The 16,619-nt window shown below is 68.5% G+C and carries 16 protein-coding genes; 10 read left to right on the top strand and 6 right to left on the bottom strand.

Annotated features, from left to right (window positions below):
- The first annotated feature begins 79 nt into the window (after positions 1-79).
- The 5 genes from BMZ45_RS05010 (at position 80) to BMZ45_RS04990 (ending at position 4,454) form a co-directional block, all read left to right on the top strand.
- Positions 80-505, top strand: coding sequence for a GNAT family N-acetyltransferase (locus tag BMZ45_RS05010; RefSeq protein ID WP_091633138.1), 426 nt, complete (start codon positions 80-82; stop codon positions 503-505).
- Positions 506-619: 114 nt separating this feature from the next.
- Positions 620-1,558 carry an alpha/beta fold hydrolase gene (locus BMZ45_RS05005; RefSeq protein WP_091633136.1) on the top strand — a complete coding sequence of 313 codons (939 nt, stop codon included), beginning with the start codon at positions 620-622 and terminating at the stop codon, positions 1,556-1,558.
- An 88-nt stretch (positions 1,559-1,646) separates the two neighbouring features.
- The gene (locus tag BMZ45_RS05000; RefSeq protein WP_139215391.1) at positions 1,647-2,336 is read left to right on the top strand and encodes a hypothetical protein; all 690 of its coding nucleotides are present in this window, start codon (positions 1,647-1,649) and stop codon (positions 2,334-2,336) included.
- Positions 2,337-2,362: 26 nt separating this feature from the next.
- On the top strand, positions 2,363-3,004 hold the full coding sequence (locus BMZ45_RS04995) for a hypothetical protein (protein ID WP_091633130.1): 642 nt from the start codon (positions 2,363-2,365) through the stop codon (positions 3,002-3,004).
- Between the two features lie 79 nt (positions 3,005-3,083).
- A complete protein-coding gene (locus BMZ45_RS04990) occupies positions 3,084-4,454 on the top strand; it encodes an amino acid permease (protein ID WP_091633128.1) in 1,371 nt (456 codons plus the stop codon).
- A 109-nt stretch (positions 4,455-4,563) separates the two neighbouring features.
- Here the strand turns inward: BMZ45_RS04990 and BMZ45_RS04985 are convergent, their stop codons facing one another.
- Positions 4,564-5,112 (bottom strand): C39 family peptidase, encoded by a 549-nt coding sequence (locus BMZ45_RS04985; RefSeq protein WP_091633126.1) that lies wholly within the window; start codon positions 5,110-5,112, stop codon positions 4,564-4,566.
- A 22-nt stretch (positions 5,113-5,134) separates the two neighbouring features.
- Positions 5,135-5,962, bottom strand: coding sequence for a hypothetical protein (locus BMZ45_RS04980; protein WP_139215390.1), 828 nt, complete (start codon positions 5,960-5,962; stop codon positions 5,135-5,137).
- Between the two features lie 160 nt (positions 5,963-6,122).
- Here BMZ45_RS04980 and BMZ45_RS04975 point away from each other — a divergent pair, with 160 nt between their 5' ends.
- A complete protein-coding gene (locus BMZ45_RS04975; protein ID WP_091633121.1) occupies positions 6,123-6,770 on the top strand; it encodes an ECF-type sigma factor in 648 nt (215 codons plus the stop codon).
- Between the two features lie 10 nt (positions 6,771-6,780).
- Entirely contained in the window at positions 6,781-9,159 is a 2,379-nt protein-coding gene (locus tag BMZ45_RS04970) for a serine/threonine protein kinase (protein ID WP_091633118.1), read from the top strand.
- 74 nt (positions 9,160-9,233) lie between these two features.
- On the opposite strand, the gene BMZ45_RS04965 is transcribed toward BMZ45_RS04970, so the two are convergent.
- The 3 genes from BMZ45_RS04965 to BMZ45_RS04955 form a co-directional block, all read right to left on the bottom strand.
- Positions 9,234-10,547 (bottom strand): amidohydrolase family protein, encoded by a 1,314-nt coding sequence (locus BMZ45_RS04965; protein WP_175488923.1) that lies wholly within the window; start codon positions 10,545-10,547, stop codon positions 9,234-9,236.
- A 406-nt stretch (positions 10,548-10,953) separates the two neighbouring features.
- Entirely contained in the window at positions 10,954-12,660 is a 1,707-nt protein-coding gene (locus BMZ45_RS04960; RefSeq protein WP_091633113.1) for a hypothetical protein, read from the bottom strand.
- 159 nt (positions 12,661-12,819) lie between these two features.
- Entirely contained in the window at positions 12,820-13,380 is a 561-nt protein-coding gene (locus BMZ45_RS04955; RefSeq protein WP_091633110.1) for a TetR/AcrR family transcriptional regulator, read from the bottom strand.
- A gap of 174 nt (positions 13,381-13,554) precedes the next feature.
- Between BMZ45_RS04955 and BMZ45_RS04950 the strand changes: the two genes are divergently transcribed.
- Positions 13,555-14,550, top strand: a complete 996-nt coding sequence (locus BMZ45_RS04950) for an alpha/beta fold hydrolase (protein ID WP_056178532.1) — start codon at positions 13,555-13,557, stop codon at positions 14,548-14,550.
- A gap of 63 nt (positions 14,551-14,613) precedes the next feature.
- Positions 14,614-15,093: a nuclear transport factor 2 family protein gene (locus BMZ45_RS04945; RefSeq protein ID WP_091633107.1), complete on the top strand. Its 480-nt coding sequence runs from the start codon at positions 14,614-14,616 to the stop codon at positions 15,091-15,093.
- A gap of 73 nt (positions 15,094-15,166) precedes the next feature.
- Here BMZ45_RS04945 and BMZ45_RS04940 read toward each other — a convergent pair whose 3' ends face one another.
- Positions 15,167-15,868 (bottom strand): hypothetical protein, encoded by a 702-nt coding sequence (locus BMZ45_RS04940; protein WP_091633105.1) that lies wholly within the window; start codon positions 15,866-15,868, stop codon positions 15,167-15,169.
- A 255-nt stretch (positions 15,869-16,123) separates the two neighbouring features.
- Between BMZ45_RS04940 and BMZ45_RS04935 the strand changes: the two genes are divergently transcribed.
- A complete protein-coding gene (locus tag BMZ45_RS04935; protein WP_091633102.1) occupies positions 16,124-16,549 on the top strand; it encodes a RidA family protein in 426 nt (141 codons plus the stop codon).
- Positions 16,550-16,619 lie beyond the last annotated feature (70 nt).

Genomic DNA, 16,619 nt, shown 5'->3' with positions numbered 1-16,619 from the left:
ACGCCTGCCACCAGGCGGCCGCGACCCCGTCCACCCTGCTGCGAACGGCGTCCTGCGAACGAACTAGAGGAAGACGACGATGGAATGGCGACTGGACTGCGAGCGCATCGATTGGGAGCGATTGTCCGAGCTCTACCGGATCGCGCCGCTGGGCGACAAGCCCGCGGCCGACCTGGCCGTGGTGTTCGGCAACAGCCGCTATGTGTGCTTCGTCTACGACGGCGAGCGCCTGGTCGGCGCCGGCCGCGCCCTCGCCGACGGCCTGGACTGCTCTTATCTGTGCGATATCGCCGTGCACCCGGACTATCAGGGCGGCGGCCTGGGCAAGGCGATCATCGAACGCCTGAAGACCCTGTCGGCCGGCCATCGCAAGATCATTCTCTATGCCAACCCGGGCAAGGAAGGCTTCTACCGCAAGCTCGGCTTCCTGCGCATGCGCACGGCGATGGCGATCTTCCTCAACCGCGAGCGCGCGCTGGCGACCGGCCTGGTCGCCGAGGACTGAGCGGCGCCGAAAAATTTTCGCGGGACGTGTCGATTCGGGTCACCGTGGTTCGTCGTTCCAGTGAGAGCCAAGACTCGGCGCCATTCCGGCGCCGGACCTCACCGGAGACCGACCATGAACCTGCTCAGCCTGACCCTGTGGGCCTGCACCGCCATCGCCGTGGCGCTGCCCGCCGCCGTATCGGCGGCCGAAACCCGTCCCGCCACCACGATCAGCGCCAGCGTCACCAAGGGGCGGCAGAAGATCGATGGCATCGACTACTACTACGAGATCCACGGCAAGGGCGAACCCTTGCTGCTGTTGCACGGCGGCCTGGGCTCGACCGATATGTTCGGCGTCGTGCTGCCGCAGCTGGCCGCGCACCGCCAGGTGATCGCGGTCGACTATCAGGGCCATGGCCGCACGCCGCTGGGCGATCGGCCCTTCAGTTGCCAGGCCAACGCCGACGACATGGCCGCGCTGGTCGCCAAGCTCGGCCACCCGCAGGTCGATGTGCTGGGCTATTCGCTGGGCGGCTGCGTGGCGCTGCGCATGGCGATCCAGAAACCGGCCAGCGTGCGACGCCTGGCGCTGGTGTCGGCGGCGTACTCCGACGAGGGTTTCTATCCCGGCATCCGCGCGCAGCAGAACGGCCTGACCGCCGCGGCCGCGCCGATGATGAAGGACACGCCGATGTACCAAAGCTATGCCGCGGTCGCGCCGAACGTCGACGAGTTCCCGCGCCTGCTCGACACCCTGGGCGACTTCATGCGCGCTCACTTCGACTGGTCGGCCGAGGTCAAGCAGCTGAAGCTGCCGGTGATGCTGGTCTATGGCGACGGCGACATGTACCGCCCGGAGTACATGGTCAAGTTCTATCAGCTGCTGGGCGGCGGCCTGCAGGATGCCGGCTGGGGGCGCGAGGCCCTGTCCCAGAACCGTCTCGCGATCCTGCCCGACCTGACCCACTACGACATCTTCGCCTCGCCGCGCCTGGCGACCACGGTGCTGCCGTTCCTGGACGGCAGCAGCGATGCCAAGAGCTGGGCGGAGCAGGTCAAGCCTGCGCAGTAAGCGCCTGCGATCCGATCCAAGTTGCGCCCCTGGGCCTGGCTAACCAGTACGGTTACTCTGCGCCCAGGGGAGCATTAGGACGATGCGCATGCGGCATACGGAAGCGGGCGAGCTCAGCTATACGGAACTGGAGCGGCGGATCAAGGCCTTGCCCGAGGGGCCGGCGGCGGTGTTGAACACGCCGCGGCCGTTCGCGATCCTGGGCGTGATCGGCAACGTCGGCATCATCCTGGGCTTGCTGCCGTCCCTGCTGATCACCTTCATGCCCCCGCGCGAATGGATGCTGTGGATCGCCCAGGCGGGCTTGGCGATCGCCGTGCTGGGCTGCGCGCCGGAATTTTTCCGCTCCATCTGGGTCGTGGGTCGCAGCATGCGGAACTGGCGCACAAACCAAGTGAGCCAGCTCGATCACGACATCGTGCAATGCCGCGAGCTGGTCGTATGGCTGCGCCGCTATCCGACCGAGCAACTGGCCGAGTACCTGCGCTTCACCCGCCGGACGCAGACGCGGCTGTCGGCCAAGATCGGCCTGATGGCCGGCGGCATCGACAAGCTCGGCATCGCGCCCTTGCTGATCGCGCTGGGCATCCAGATCAAGGCGTTCGTCGACTGGGGGCAGACTCCGCTCTGGCAGATTCTGCTCGGCCTGTTCCTCGCCATCGCCTACATGGTCGCGTTCATGGGCGTGCTCATGCGCCTGCGCCTACAGCTCTACGAGACCGTGCTCGAGGAGGCGCTGCAATCGCGCGTTACGCCTGGGCGCGGCCCGGAATCCTGATTCGTTCGTTTCCTACAGGGGGAAGCATGGCAGTGAAACAGGCGGCCAAGGCCGTACAGGCGCGCAAGCGCGGCAAGGCTGCGCTTTCGTTCGAGGCGGGGCTGGTCGATTATCTGGTGCGCGAGCACTTCCATGGCGACAGCGGCGAGTTCGCGCGCCACACCGGTTACAGCAAACAGCAGATCGAGTACTGGCGCGCGGGCAGCAAGAAGCCGCAGAAATCCACGCTGCGCTGGTTGCTGTCGGCGACGATCGCGCCCGAGTTCCGGGTCGCGGTCGAGTTCGAGCCGATCGACATCGTCGGCCGCAACGAGATCAGCAAGGTCCTGCGCGAGGCCCTGAACGGCCACGAGAAGAACACCGGCGTCTACGCCTTCTACGATTCGATGTGCAACGTGCTCTACGTCGGCAAGGCCAGCACGGGGTTCGGGCAAGAGATGTACCAGCAGTTGCGTGCGCCGCTGGGCATCGGCTTTCCGCGGGCGGTGACCAATGCGCCGAGCGAGCGCTGGATGGCGGTGAAGTACATCTCCGCCTACGAGATTCCCAAGGTCGACCATCTGGACTACCCGAAGCACGTGGAATCGCTGGTGCTGCGACTGTCCAAGCCGGTGGGCAACAAGGTGCTGGGCACGCTCAAGCGTTCCGCCCCGCCCAGGGAGCGCTGAGCACGGTGCGGCCGGGGCCGCGTCCCGGCCCCCGCTGCTGTATCGTTCCGCCTCCACCGCCCCGATCGCAGATGGCCGAATGAAGCCCGAATCCACGACCGCCCGCCCCGCCGAACCGCAGTTGGGCTACGCGATGAAACCGCGTCAGCTGGTGATGATGGGCCTGGGCAGCGCGATCGGCGCCGGCTTGTTCCTGGGTTCGGGCGTGGGCGTGCAGGCCGCCGGTCCGGCGGTGCTGCTGTCCTATCTGATCGCCGGCGTGCTGGTGATCATCGTGATGCGCGCGCTGGGCGAGATGGCCGCGGCCAAGCCGGCCAGCGGCGCGTTCTCGGTCTACGCCGCCGACGCCATGGGCGCCACCGCCGGCGCGACCCTGGGTTGGCTGTGGTGGGCGCAGCTGGTGATCGTGATCGCGGCCGAATCGGTGGGCGCGGCCGGATTGCTGGCGACGGTGTGGCCGGGGCTGCCGGTGGCGATGATGTCGCTGCTGTTCATGGTGGTGTTCACCGGTATCAACCTGTTGGGCGTCAAGAATTTCGGCGCCTTCGAGTTCTGGTTCGCGATCCTCAAGGTCGCCGCCATCCTGGCCTTCATCGCGATCGGCACGGCCCTGCTGCTGGGCTGGTTGCCGGAGGTGAAATCGCCGGGCCTGTCCAACTTCGTCGACCACGGCGGTTTCGCGCCCAAGGGCTGGGCCGGCGTGGGCGCGGCGCTGCTGGTGGTGATCTTCGCCTTCGGCGGCACCGAGATCGTCGCGGTCGCGGCCGCCGAAACCCAGGATCCCGTGCGCAGCATCACTCGCGCGATACGTACCGTGGCCTGGCGCATCCTGGTGTTCTACATCGGCTCGGTCAGCGTGATCATCGCGGTGGTGCCGTGGACCAGCGAGTCGCTGAAGTCGCCGTTCGCGGCGGTGCTGCAGGTCGCCAACATTCCGGGCGCCGCCGCCGCGATCACCCTGGTCGCCGTGATCGCATTGCTGTCGGCGCTCAACGCCAACCTCTACGGCGCCTCGCGCATGATCTTCTCGCTGGCCGAACGCCGCGAAGCGCCGCGCTTCCTGGCCGTCGTCGACCGTCGCCAGGTGCCGGTGGCCGCGGTGCTGGCCAGCGTCGCCTTCGGCTTCTTCGCCGCGCTGCTGGAGCTGTGGTACCCCGAGCGCGTGCTGCCGGCGCTGCTGAACGTGGTCGGCTCGACCTGCCTGCTGGTCTGGGGCATGTCGCTGGTCTCGCAGCTGATCCTGCGCCGTCGCGCCGACCGCCTGGGCACGCCGCTGCCGTTCCGCATGAACGCCTTCCCGTACCTGACCTGGCTGGGCCTGGCGATGCTGGGCGGCGTAATCGCGCTGGCCCTGCTCACCGAGGGCCCGCGCATGCAGCTGCTGTCCACGATCGCCTTGACCCTGGGCATCGCCGCGATCAGCGAGATCGCGCGGCGGATGCGCGGGTAAGGCCGCCGGAGAGAACCCCCGGCGAATCCGTCGCCGTCGATGGGCCGCGATGCGGGAGCGCCTGCCCTCATCACGCGCCCGCTCGCCGTGGAGCGGGCGCGCAGCGACCTCAGTACTGCACCAGCACGTCTTCCCAATGCCGATCGGGCGCCGATACGGTCGAGGCGTAGGTGCGGGTGTAGCTGCCGTCCCAGGGATCGTTGAAGTACACGTAGCTGCCCGAATACCCCTTCACCACCACGTCGTGGCCGCCGCCGTTGCTCCAGCGCCAGGACATGATGAAGGGCTTGTTGGCATTGATGCGGTACTGCAGGTCGGCCTGGCTCAGGTAGCCGTTCTGCTGATAGAAGCGCATCCCGCCCCAGTAGTAGTTCATGTGGTCGTCGACGTAGTAGTTCCAGTTGCCCTGATTGGCGGGGCTGTTCCAGTAGAAGGTGCTGTTGCCGCAGGCGTAGTTGATGTTGAAGGCCTTGTTGACGAAGGTGCATTGCGCCAAGGGCCGGCCGTGATACTGCAGGATCATCGTCGCCGAGGCGGCCCAGCACCAGTTGCTGTGTTCCTGCATGTGCAGAGGAACATTGAGCACGCCGGCCGATGCGGTGCCGGCGGCGCTCAGTGCCAGCAGCAGGGCAGTGGAGAGTTTGTTCTTGAGGTTCATGGCTTTCTCCGAAAGTAGGGGGTCACTGCCTGCCGCGCTGCAGGTTGCCCTGCACGGCGGATTGCAACGAGGGCAGCAGCTCCTCGCTGGTCAAGGTCGCGCTTTTCGCCGCCGCGTCGGAGAGGGACAGCGAGCGCCGCGCCGACCGCAGCGGCACGTAATGCGCGGTGTTGTCGGCGCCGCGCACTTCGATCAGGTCGGAGGTGGCCTGATAGATGCGCACGAAGCGGAACGCGCCGGCGCCGGTCGCCGGTGCGGACGCCGCGAGATCCTCGGCCAGCTTGGAGGAGCCCGCGCCGATCGCTTGCCAACGGCCCTGGACCTTGTTCATGTCCAGCAGGCCGACCGGCCGACCATCGGATAGCAGCATGAACTTCCAGGTATCGGTACCGCGCGTCATCCGGCTCAGATCGGCCGTCTGCTTGGCGAACATCAGCGGCGCCGGGTCGATCGTGCTCACCTCGAAGCCGGCGCCCAGCGACACCTTGCGAAGCTCGCCGAAGGTCGCTACCGCGATCGGAAAGTCCGCCGGAACACGCGCGTTGGCGACTTGCCCGCGCGCCAACTCCGACATCATCGTGCGCAGACCCTGTTGGGCCGCTGCGCGCAGCGTCGTATTCGATTGGTCGCGCAATGCGATCCTGCCCTCGGCGGCGGGCGACTGCGCCGCGGCGGAGAACGTGGCGGCGGCCGCGAGCAAGCCTAGGGCGATCGCGCGCGAGAAGACGGCGTTTTTGATGTGCCTGGTTTTCATCAATGAATCTCCAGAATGGTGTCGTTGATGTGCGCAAATGCGATGGGATTTTTCAGGCTCGATCGCGGGGAGGTGCGGGCGTCCTGTTGATGCCATCGTATGGAGCTACCCGATAGGGACGCGCCATCCGCCAATCGCCGCCGATTGCCGCAACGCATCACGCGAATTCGTGATCCCTGCCTGTGTTTTGAGCGATCGCGGCCCGCGAATTCGAAGCTCGAAAACGCGACCGGTGATATAGCGTGAGTCGCACGCGATGGACGACGTGCGCGCCGCGGCACCCGCCGCATCTGGAGCCGCCGTGATCGAGCGATCTGAAGGGACCGGGCCGACGCTTGCGGGCATAGGCGAAATCACCGTATTGCTGGGGCAGGCGCGCGGCGGGGACGATGCCGCCTGGGATCGCGTGGTGCATCTGCTGTATGCGGATCTGAAACGCCTGGCGCGGCGCGCCAGCGCCGGGGCCGCCGGGCAGGAGGTGACCGCGTTGGTGCACGACTGCTACCTGCGTCTGGATCGTTCGGGCGCCGACCATATCGAGAGTCGCGCCCATTTCCTTTCGCTGGCCTCGATGGTCATGCGCCAGCTGTTGATCAACCACGCGCGCGATCACCTCGCCCAGAAGCGCGGGGGCGATCAGGCCCACACCACGCTGGGCAAGGCCGATCTGGATATCGCGCAAGCGGTCTACTGCGAGGCCGAAGAACTGCTGGCGATCGACGCCGCGCTCAAACGATTGGGCGAAACCGACGCGCGCCTGGTGCGGGTGGTGGAATGCCGACTGTTCGGCGGGCTGAGCGAGGAGGAGACCGCGACGGCGTTGGCGCTTCCGCTGCGCTCCACGCAGCGGCTGTGGCAGCGGGCGCGTGCGCGCCTGCGCGCTCTGGCCGACGAGACCGGCTGAGCATCCCCGCATGACGCTGCGCGATCGCCTGCTCGAACCGCAAGGGGTGCTGCGCGGCGCGCTGTTCCAGGACCTGCTGCGCACGCGGCTCGCCGACCGCGCGCTGATGCCGGGCGCGCGCGTGGGCGCCTGGCGGATCGTGCGCGAGCTGGGCCGCGGTGGCATGGGCCAGGTCTACCTGGCTGAGCGCTGCGAAGGCGATTTCGAACAGACGGTCGCGCTGAAGTGGCTGCCGGACGCGGCCCAGTCGCCGACCGGCGAAGCCTTGTTCCGTCGCGAACGCCAAGTGCTCGCCGGGCTGTCGCATCCCAATATCGCCCGCCTCGTCGATGGCGGGCACACCGACGACGGACATCCGTGGTTCGCGATGGAGTACGTGCAAGGGTTGCCCATCGATCGGCATGCGCAGGCCAACGCGCTGAGCGAACGCGCGCGCGTGGCCTTGTTGCTGCCGGCGCTGGGGGCGCTCGAGTTCGCCCACAGCCGGCTGGTGATCCACCGCGACATCAAACCCGGCAACGTCCTGGTCGACCCGCAGGGGCAGGCCAAGTTGCTGGATTTCGGGATCGCCGGCCTGGCCCAGGACGAGGAACAGGCCACCGCGTTCACGCCGGGCTTCGCCAGCCCCGAACAGCGCGCCATGCAATACGTCGGCACGCCGTCCGACGTCTGGCAGCTCGGTCGTCTGCTGGACGCGGTGGTACGGGCGGGCAAGCTACGCGAGCCCTGCAAGGATCTGCTGGCCGTGATCGGCATGGCCACCCAGGACGATCCCGCGCGGCGCTATCCCACCGTCACCGCATTGAAGTACGACCTGATCCGATACCTGGAGCTCAAGCCGGTTGCGGCCCGACAAGCGGGCTACCTGTATCGCCTGGGGCGGATGCTCCGGCGCCATCCCATCGGTACGGTCGGCGTCGCCCTGGCGACCTTGGCCGCGACCGCGCTGGTGACGGGGTTCGTGGTCTATGCGGCGCAGGAGCGGTCGCGGCTTCGGCTGGCGCGCGACGAAACCGCCGCGGTCAACGATTTCCTGAGCGAGAACATCCTGGCCGCCAGCGATCCCTTCGAGGGGCGCGACCACGACCAGCCCATCGCCGATACCCTGGACGAGGGCATCGAAGCGGCCGAATCCCGCTTTCGCGAGCACCCCGGTACCGCGGGCCGCATCCTCGTCGCGCTGGGCAAGGGACTGATCTCGCGGGGGCGTTACGCCGCCGCCGAGCGCGCCGCCGATCGCGCCATCGTGCTGTTGGGTGGAGCGGATGGGACGAGTGCGAGAGCGATTGCGGATGCGCGTCTGCTGCGCGCGACCGTGGACATGTACCGCGGCTTTCCGGAGCGCGCGCAAGCGCGCCTGGACGAACTGCAGGCCGCGTTTCCCTATCGAGCGGACGCGCCGTCCTCGATGGAATGGCGCATTCAGGCCGCACGCGGGTGGAATGCGATGCTGCGCAATCGCTATGCCGAGTGCATCGCTACCTATACCGGCATTTTGGAGCGTCCGGGCGCCGTCGGCGGGAGCGAGCTAGGCGATGCCTACAGCAGTCTCAGCGTCTGTCAGACGGCGGCCGGATACCCCGCCCAAGCCCTGCTCAGCGGCGAGCGCGCCGCAGGCCTGACCAGCGCCGCCAGCGGCCCGCGCAGCGGCAATGCCGTCGTCGCGCGCATTCGCATTGCCGTGGCCCTGGGCGAGCTAGGCCGGCATCGCGAGTCCACCCGGCGCTTCCAGCGCGAGGTGGAGACGCTCATCGATTTGCTGGGGGAGCAGCACGGCGTCACCGCCGCCTACATGGATCATCTGGCGGTGCTGTATCTGTGCGGCGACGACCCTGTCCCTGCCGAGGCCTGGGCGGCGCGCAGTCTGAGCGCCCGCAAAGTCGCGTTCGGTCCGCGGCATACCTGGAGCATAGGCACCCAAGCCGTGTACGCGGTCGCCTTGCTGCGCAGTGGCGAAGTCGAACGCGCGCGACCGGTCGTCGCCGAGATCGAGCAACTGCAGGGGCTGGCCGAGGACCCCGGCTCGCAAGTGTGGGTCTACCGTGCGCTTGGCGAGTGGTATCTGCGCGCGCGCGATTTCGACAAGGCGATCGCCTACTACCGCGCGACGCGGCGGCTGGCGGCGCAGCCCGGCATGGAGGCGCGCTGGAACCTGCATGTCGTCGATGGGGCTCTGGCGCTCGCGCTGTCGCAGGCGGGCCGCCCGGACGAAGCGCGCGCGGCCTATGCCAGGTACGACGCGAGCACCCGCTACGCCAATCGCTGCGTCAGCACGCTGAGCCGCGACGTCGAGCTGGGCCGGGCGAAATTGCGCCCGCATCCCTCGGACCGCGCCGGGGCGCCGACCGTGCTGGCTTCGTTGCGGCGTCGGTCCGGGCGCGATTGGTAGGCCCAGCGGTTCGGGCGGCGTGCTGGCGCCGGCCGATCGGCAAGGGCAGCAGGCGAGGGCCGGCAATCGGCCCGTCAGGGCGCCGGCTTGGCCTGCTGCGCTGCCGCCTGGCGGTCCTGGATGCGTTGCGAGAGCGCGCGCATCGCCGGCTCCGACTCCTTCAGCATCGCCTCGATCCTCGCCGCCGGCAGCCAACGGCCCTGCACGAACACGCCGTCGATGCGGGCGACGTTGCGGATGTCGGCCAGCGGGTCGGCGTCGAGCAGAACCAGGTCGGCGCGCTCGCCTACGCGCACCGCGCCGCTGCCGCCCCGACTATCGAACAGCCGATGAGCGTTGATCGTCGCGGCGCGCAGCACTTCCAGCGGGGTGAGACCGACCTCGCGCAGTTCGACCATTTCCTGGTGCACCGAGACCCCGAACGCCAGACCCGGCAAGGGCGCGTCGGTGCCGACGGTCAGCGGCACGCCGCGCTTCCACAACTCGCGCGTGAGCAGGCGCGAGTAGTCGTAGCCGGCCGAGAACGTGTCGGCGCCGTCCTGGTTGCGGAACCTGGCGCTGAGGTAGTTGTTGTTCGCCGGCGCCCAATCCAGGCGGGTGACCGGATCGACCAGGGCCAGCCAGTCGCCGGGAACGGCCGGCACGTCGCGCTGCACGTACATGTGCACGATCTGCTTGAGCGTGATCAGGGTCGGGGTGACCCCGATCTTGTCGCGCGCGACAAGGTCGACCAGCGCGTCGATGTCGCGCGGGGCGAGGTTGGATTCGCGGCCGTAGCGGCCCAGTTCTTCGCTATGGGCGATGTTGTCCAGCGGATGCGCGAACGCGAAGGCGCGGTCCGCGCAGACGCCGCAGCCCAGTTCCGGCAGGTGACCGGAGCTGACCATGCCCTGGCGCCGGGTTTCCTCGACCACGGCCTGGTAGGTCTCGCGGTTGAGGAACTGATAAGGCTTGATGAAGTCGTAGCCGCGTTCGCGCGCGGCGCGCACGGCGGCGATGCCGTCGGCGGCGGTGGTCGGCGCGGCCGGCTTGGAGGCCGGCACCTCGGCCGGGCGCGGCGAGGCGACTTCCGCGCGAGGGCCGTTGATGCGCTTGGCCACGTACAGGCGCGGTCCGAGAATGCGGCCGGCGGCGATCTCGTCGCGCAGCCACAACAGATCCTCGTCGCTGTGGGCGCCGCCGCCCAGGTTGGCCGCGCCGGTCACGCCAGCCTTGAGGAAGCTCAGCAGCACGCGGCGGTCGTAGACGTGGTCGGCACCGGTATCCAGGCCGGACAGCACCGGATTCTTGCTGTCGCGCAGCGCGCCTTCGGTGGCGATATGGACATGCGCGTCGACCAGGCCGGGAATCAGGAATTTGCCGCGGCCGTCGACGTAGCGTGCCCCCAAGGGATGGAGCAGGGCGCCAGGTGCCTGGATACTCGCGATGCGACCCTCACGGATCACTACAGTGCGGTGCGTGAGCACCTCATCGGTATCGGTGGGGATTACCGTCACATCCCGGATCACCCAGACGCCGCGATCGGGCTTTGGAGCCGCCGGCTCGGCCGCGCCCGCGGGTACGCTACTCGCGACGCACAAGGCCGTCGCCAACCACAAAGCCTTCATTCGCCGCTCCACGCATTGCCAGGGCCATGATACGGGCGCGACCCTCGTCGTCGCGCCTCCTGGATGCGATGCCCGCGGCGGCGTCAGGGTTTAGCCGGCGCGCCCCACGTCGTCCGTGTGGACGTGAGACGCGCCGCCTGCCACGCAGAGCGGCCCCCCGACCGCGCTGCGACGCCTGAGGAGAGATTCAGGCGTGAACCCAGAACGCGCTTTCGGCGAAGCGCTCGTCCTTCCACCAGTTGGCGGTGCTGGTGCCGTAACGGAAATTGGTCGCGCCGGCCTGGCTTTGCAGCGGCTTGTCGACCTCGCCGCTGGCGGTGCGGTGCGCGCGCTCGGTTTCGGTCTCGGGCACCACCGGCAGGATGTGCCCGGATTTACCCTCGATCTTGCGCCGCGCCACGATCAGGGCGATCGCGCCCTGGTTGGCCTCTTCCTGCAGACGGGTCGGCGAGGCGACCTGGCGCCAGCCGAACTCGGGCCCGAAATCGCGCAGCCAGCGGAACAGGTCGTTGGCGCGCATCTCGAAGATGGTGTTGCCGATCAGCGGCTCGACGGTCTGGCCGCGACGCAGCTTTTCGATCGCCGGCGAGTTCCACCACACGCGCGGCAGATACACGCCGGCGAGATGGCAGTAGTCGTGGGCATAGATGTTGCAGAAGGTCAGGCCCGAATGCGGCTGATAGCGCTTGTGGCTGGGCTTGTCGACCGCGAGCCAGTCGATGATCTGGGCCAGATCGTCGCGCAGCTCCGGCGCATTGTCGCCCGAGCGTTCGGGCTGGCCGTCCTCGTTGAGCGAGTGCGCGCCGGCGGCGTCGCGGCGGCGCGTGACCGTGCCGGGTCGGCGCGGCATGAACACCGCGATCACGCCGGTGCGCGGCGGATCGCGCGCGGGCTCGACCACCGGGATCTCGCCCAGGCTGTTGTCGCGGACCAGGAAATCGGTCGAGCAGAAGCCGCGCAGCAGCGCGCCGAACAGACTGGTCTCGACCTCCATGAAGCCGTTGACGGCGCGGCCGCTGACCGCGCGCACCGGATGCCCGTCCGGTAACTCGCCCTTGACGTTGGCGGTGGGCGGGCGGCTGATCCGCGGCTCGCTGCGCAGGCGCAGGGTCGAGACGCGGGTGTCGACGCGGAAGAAGGGGCCGGTGGCGGTGACCGGACTGGGCGGAGGCACCGCCGCCTCGCCGGTGCGCGGCGTGGGCAGCGGCGCCGGCGCGTCCGGCGTCGGCACGGTCTGGGCCTGGCGGATGAAGTCGAAGATGGCCTGGCCGTAGAAGCGCTCGCCGTCGAAATGGCCCTGGCGCAGTCCGCGCTCGGGCTTGAAGCCGCCGGTGTTGTAGACGATCGCGACCGCGGCCAGTTCCATCGTGGTCAGCGTGGGACGGTCCTGCAGGCGCAGCTTGCGCAGGCCGCGCTTGAGTTCGGCCACGCACATCGCCAGGGTCTGTTCGAATTGCTCGTAGCGGCGTTCGAGGAAGTAGTCCGGGTCGTCGCGGAAGAACTGCAGATCGCGCTGGAACATGCCGAAGCCGTGGCAGAACTTGTTCGGTCGCGAGGCGGCGCCTTGATACGCCTCGATATGCGCGGCCATATCGACGAGCGCCGCGCGCGCGATCGCGAACATTTCCTCGCCGCGGCGGGCGGCCAGCAGCGCGGTCTTGGTCTGCGGAAACGCGCTGCGGCCGGCGTTCGCGTCCAAGGTGTCGCCCACGCACAGGGCCAAGATGCGTTCCTCGCTCATGTTCTTGCGCCGCAGCAGCGGCCAGACCTCGCCGGTTTCCTGGCAGGCCAGGGCGGTGATCAGGTCCAGGGTGAGCGGGGTGCCCGCCAGCGCCGGTACCACGCGCGCGGCGAAACGGGTCTTGAACCACAGCATGTCCGCGGTGCTCGGCATGGCCAACCTCCTTGTCGTGCCTCGAATCCGTTCTGCGCCGCTGAGCCTGGGCGCCACTTAGGGGCGAACGAATCGGCCACGCGGGATCGGCCAGGCCGGCGACGAACGGTCGCGGACGGCGCGTTCAATCTCCTATGCGGTTGCGACGGAAGCTTGCGCTCAGCCCAGCAGTTGCTGCGGCAGGGTGTTGAGTACGCGGCGGAACGGCTCGGATTCCGCGATCGCGCGCGAGACGATCAGCGAGCCCTGGATGCGCACCACCGCGTCCTCGGCGCGGCGCTGCGCCTCGCGCGCGGACACGCCGTCCTTCTCGCGCGCCAGTCGCGCGAATCCGTCGATCAGGCCGCGCAAGGACGCGTTGAGGCGATCCTGGAACAGCGTGCGCGCATCGCCGACGACCAGGTTGCCGAACAGACAGGCCTCGGCGCCGCCGCCGTAGAAGTGGTCGAGCTTGGCGATCACCTTGGCCAGGCGGCGCTCCGGCGTGCCGCCGCCCTGCATCGGCGCCAGCACCTCGTCCTGCATCCAGGCATCGACGCGATCGAACACGGCGCGCGCCATGTCTTCCTTACCGCCAGGGAAGTAGTGGTAGAGGCTGGAGCGGCCCAGGCCGGTGGCTTCGGACAACTGGCCCAGCGACGCGGCGTCGTAGCCGTGGCGGCGGAACGCGCCCAGCAAACGGTCGACGACGGCATCGCGGGAGAGCAGAGGGGCGGGCATGGCGGTCAGTCGGATGGAACGATCGGTCCAATATGGTTGCAGGGCGCGGCGCGGTCAATGTGGGCACCGCTGCAACACTGCGTCCGCATTACCTGCGTTGACGGGTGGGGTATCCGAATCTATTGTACCGATCGTTCGGTACAAAAACGCAACCCAACCCCAAGGAGTCCTCTCATGTCCGTCCCGACCGCACGCAAGTCCTCGCCCAGCCTGCGCACCGCCGCCGCCCTGTTGCTGGCGACCGCCAGCGTGTTCGCCGCACCGCTGGCGCTGGCCCAGACGCCCTCCGCCGGCATCGAGCGCCAGGATCCCAGCGCCGTCCACTACCGCACCGTCAAGGTCGACGGCGTGGAGATCTTCTATCGCGAGGCCGGCCCGCGCGATGCGCCGGTGCTGTTGCTGCTGCACGGCTTTCCGACCTCCAGCCAGATGTACCGCGACCTGATCCCGCGCCTGGCCGATCGCTATCGCGTGATCGCGCCCGACTATCCGGGCTTCGGCCGCAGCGCGACGCCGGCGCCGAACGAGTTCGAGTACAGCTTCGACCACTACGCCGTGCTGATGGACGGGTTCACCCGCCAGCTCAAGCTGCCGCGCTACGCGCTGTATCTCATGGACTACGGCGCGCCGGTGGGCTTTCGCCTGGCCAGCGCGCATCCCGAGCGCGTCGATGCGCTGATCGTGCAGAACGGCAACGCCTACCTCGAGGGCATCGGCAAGTTCTGGGACCCGATCAAGGCCTACTGGAACGACCACAGCGCCGCCAACGGCGAGCACCTGCGCCAGGCCGCGATGACTCTGGAAGGCACGCGCTGGCAGTACCTGCACGGCGAGCCGGATCCGTCGCTGGTGAGCCCGGACGCCTACACGCTGGACCAGGCCTATCTGGACCGGCCCGGCAACACCGACATCCAGCTGGCGATGATCTACGACTACCGCAACAATCTGCCCAAGTACCCGCAATGGCAGGCCTACTTCCGCAAGCATCAGCCGCCGACCCTGGTGATTTGGGGCAAGAACGATCAGATCTTTCTGGCCGCGGGCGCCGAGCCCTACCGTCGCGACAATCCGAAGGCCGAAGTGCATCTGTTGGACGCCGGCCATTTCGCCTTGGAAACCCAGGGCGCACGGATCGCGCAGCTGATCCGCGATTTCCTCGCCAAGCAGTGAACCGCCCGCAGCGCTCCGGTACGCCGGAGCGCTGTTCCGCTCTCTTCCGATCCCGAGACAGCCATGAACGCAAACCAACCCCGCCCGCCGCTGCCGCCTTTCAACCTCGACACCGCGATCGCCAAGGTGCGCGCGGCCGAGGACGCCTGGAACAGCCGCGATCCGCAGCGCATCGCCCTGGCCTACAGCCACGACAGCGCCTGGCGCAATCGCGCCGAGTTCTTCAACGGCCGACCCGCGATCGTCGACTTCCTGACCCGCAAGTGGGCGAAGGAGCTCGACTATCGGCTCATCAAGGAGCTGTGGGCTCACGGCGAGGACCGCATTGCGGTGCGCTTCGCCTACGAGTGGCGCGACGAGGCGGGCCAGTGGTTCCGCGCCTACGGCAACGAGAACTGGGAGTTCGACGCCGATGGCCTGATGCGCCAGCGTCACGCCTCGATCAACGACCTGGCGATCGAGACCGGCGCGCGCAAGTTCCATTGGGATTCGTCGCGCCCGCGTCCGCTCGATCATCCCGGCTTGAGCGAGCTGGGCCTGTAAACGCCGCCCATCCTGGGCCGGCGCCGCGCGCCCACCGGATACGGCGGGCGCGCATTGCCGGTCGCGGCCCGGCTTAGGGCAGGTACTCCAGCGTCGCCTCGGCGATCGCGGGGCAGGGCGCGCCGTTGTTGAACAGTGCGTCCAGACCGACCAAGGGATCGGCGGCGAGCGCGGTCGCGATGCAGCTGACCTCCTTGATCACGCGCGAGTTCTCCAGCCAATCGCAGGACGTGGGCTTCACCGCGCCGAAGGCGTGCTTCTTCCAGACATTGCGGGCGCCGCCGCATTGGGTGGCGGCCGGAAACGCATACCACTTGCCGCCGCTGTCCTGTTTGACGTTGAAGCCGGTGCCGGTGCAGGAGTCCAACGCGCCGCGCCGGCAGACGCGCGCGCACTGGTGCAACAGCTCCGGCGCCAGGTTGGAGGGACAGCCCTTGTTCTTGTTTTCCAGGTTGCACTCGCAGTAGTCGTTGGGCGGGTCTTCGATGCGGGTGACGTTGTAGCGGATCGCCAGCGCTTTCGAACCGACTTGGCCGGCCACCGCCAGGGTGAAGGCTTTCTCGTCGGCACCGTTGGCCTCCTGGATCGAGATCAGGGGCCGGCCGGCGGCGTCGACCTGGATCGTCGGCCAGGACTGGATCCGGTAAACGTGGATGGTTTCGCAGGGGCTGGCGCCCGGACAGGCGGCCGCGGCCGCGCCGCTCCAGCCCAGCAGGGCCAGCCCGAACGCCGCGCCCAGCAGTGCATGGGCGAACTTGTGTGTTGCAAGGCTCATGTCGCGTCTCCATGCGCGCGTGATAAGGACGGCGGACGCGCGCACGGGTCCGCCTGTCGTTACCAACGCCACGAGGCCGTGTTTGTGAGCTTAGCGCCGACAACGGCGGTGAAGGGGCTTGCCCGCGATGTCACACGGTTCCGCGCTGGATCGTCGTCCCGGTGTCCGCTGCTGCAGGGCGACCGTGCGGCGCGCGCTTGATCGCGCCGCCGCGGTCTCCATGTCCGACGGCATCCTTTCCCCCTTAGGACGATCATGACCATCTTTCATCAAACTCCGCTGCTGAGCCTGGCCAACCCCGCCGGCCTCTACGATCCCGCGCCCAACGGCTACTCGCATGTGGCCAGCGTGAGCGGCGCGGCGCGCTGGCTGCTGATCGCCGGCCAAGGCGGCGAAACCGCCGACGGGCGCCTGTCGCCGGACTTCCGCGATCAGGTGCGTCAGGCGCTGGCCAATCTGAAGACCGCCCTGGCTTCGGCTGGCGCCGGCACGGCCGACGTCGCCAAGCTCACGGTCTTGATCGTCGATCACAGCCAGGAGCGCCTGCACACGTTCGGGGCGGAGCTTCAAGCCGCGTTCGGCGATGCAGCCAAACCCGCCTGCACCCTGATCCCGGTGCCGCGCCTGGCCCTGGACGGCATGCTGTTCGAGGTGGAGGCGATCGCGGCCCTGGCGGCCTGATCGCGGCGGACCGCCCGCGCGCTGGCCCCTTGGCGCCGCCGGTGCCGTTGGGTTTCAGGACATCGCTGCG

This window comes from Lysobacter sp. cf310, from assembly GCF_900114355.1.
In the GTDB taxonomy this organism is placed as follows: Bacteria; Pseudomonadota; Gammaproteobacteria; order Xanthomonadales; family Xanthomonadaceae; genus Lysobacter.
Note: the sequence above shows the minus strand (reverse complement) of the source record. Positions and strands in the feature narration are given on the sequence as shown.

What these genes read in the sequence shown, in the direction of transcription:
- BMZ45_RS05010 (WP_091633138.1), top strand. Translation starts at nt 80, where the DNA reads ATGGAATGGCGACTGGACTGCGAGCGCATCGATTGGGAGCGATTGTCC.
- BMZ45_RS05005 (WP_091633136.1), top strand. Translation starts at nt 620, where the DNA reads ATGAACCTGCTCAGCCTGACCCTGTGGGCCTGCACCGCCATCGCCGTG.
- BMZ45_RS05000 (WP_139215391.1), top strand. Translation starts at nt 1,647, where the DNA reads ATGCGGCATACGGAAGCGGGCGAGCTCAGCTATACGGAACTGGAGCGG.
- BMZ45_RS04995 (WP_091633130.1), top strand. Translation starts at nt 2,363, where the DNA reads ATGGCAGTGAAACAGGCGGCCAAGGCCGTACAGGCGCGCAAGCGCGGC.
- BMZ45_RS04990 (WP_091633128.1), top strand. Translation starts at nt 3,084, where the DNA reads ATGAAGCCCGAATCCACGACCGCCCGCCCCGCCGAACCGCAGTTGGGC.
- BMZ45_RS04985 (WP_091633126.1), bottom strand. Translation starts at nt 5,112, where the DNA reads ATGAACCTCAAGAACAAACTCTCCACTGCCCTGCTGCTGGCACTGAGC.
- BMZ45_RS04980 (WP_139215390.1), bottom strand. Translation starts at nt 5,962, where the DNA reads ATGGCATCAACAGGACGCCCGCACCTCCCCGCGATCGAGCCTGAAAAA.
- BMZ45_RS04975 (WP_091633121.1), top strand. Translation starts at nt 6,123, where the DNA reads ATGGACGACGTGCGCGCCGCGGCACCCGCCGCATCTGGAGCCGCCGTG.
- BMZ45_RS04970 (WP_091633118.1), top strand. Translation starts at nt 6,781, where the DNA reads ATGACGCTGCGCGATCGCCTGCTCGAACCGCAAGGGGTGCTGCGCGGC.
- BMZ45_RS04960 (WP_091633113.1), bottom strand. Translation starts at nt 12,660, where the DNA reads ATGCCGAGCACCGCGGACATGCTGTGGTTCAAGACCCGTTTCGCCGCG.
- BMZ45_RS04955 (WP_091633110.1), bottom strand. Translation starts at nt 13,380, where the DNA reads ATGCCCGCCCCTCTGCTCTCCCGCGATGCCGTCGTCGACCGTTTGCTG.
- BMZ45_RS04950 (WP_056178532.1), top strand. Translation starts at nt 13,555, where the DNA reads ATGTCCGTCCCGACCGCACGCAAGTCCTCGCCCAGCCTGCGCACCGCC.
- BMZ45_RS04945 (WP_091633107.1), top strand. Translation starts at nt 14,614, where the DNA reads ATGAACGCAAACCAACCCCGCCCGCCGCTGCCGCCTTTCAACCTCGAC.
- BMZ45_RS04940 (WP_091633105.1), bottom strand. Translation starts at nt 15,868, where the DNA reads ATGAGCCTTGCAACACACAAGTTCGCCCATGCACTGCTGGGCGCGGCG.
- BMZ45_RS04935 (WP_091633102.1), top strand. Translation starts at nt 16,124, where the DNA reads ATGACCATCTTTCATCAAACTCCGCTGCTGAGCCTGGCCAACCCCGCC.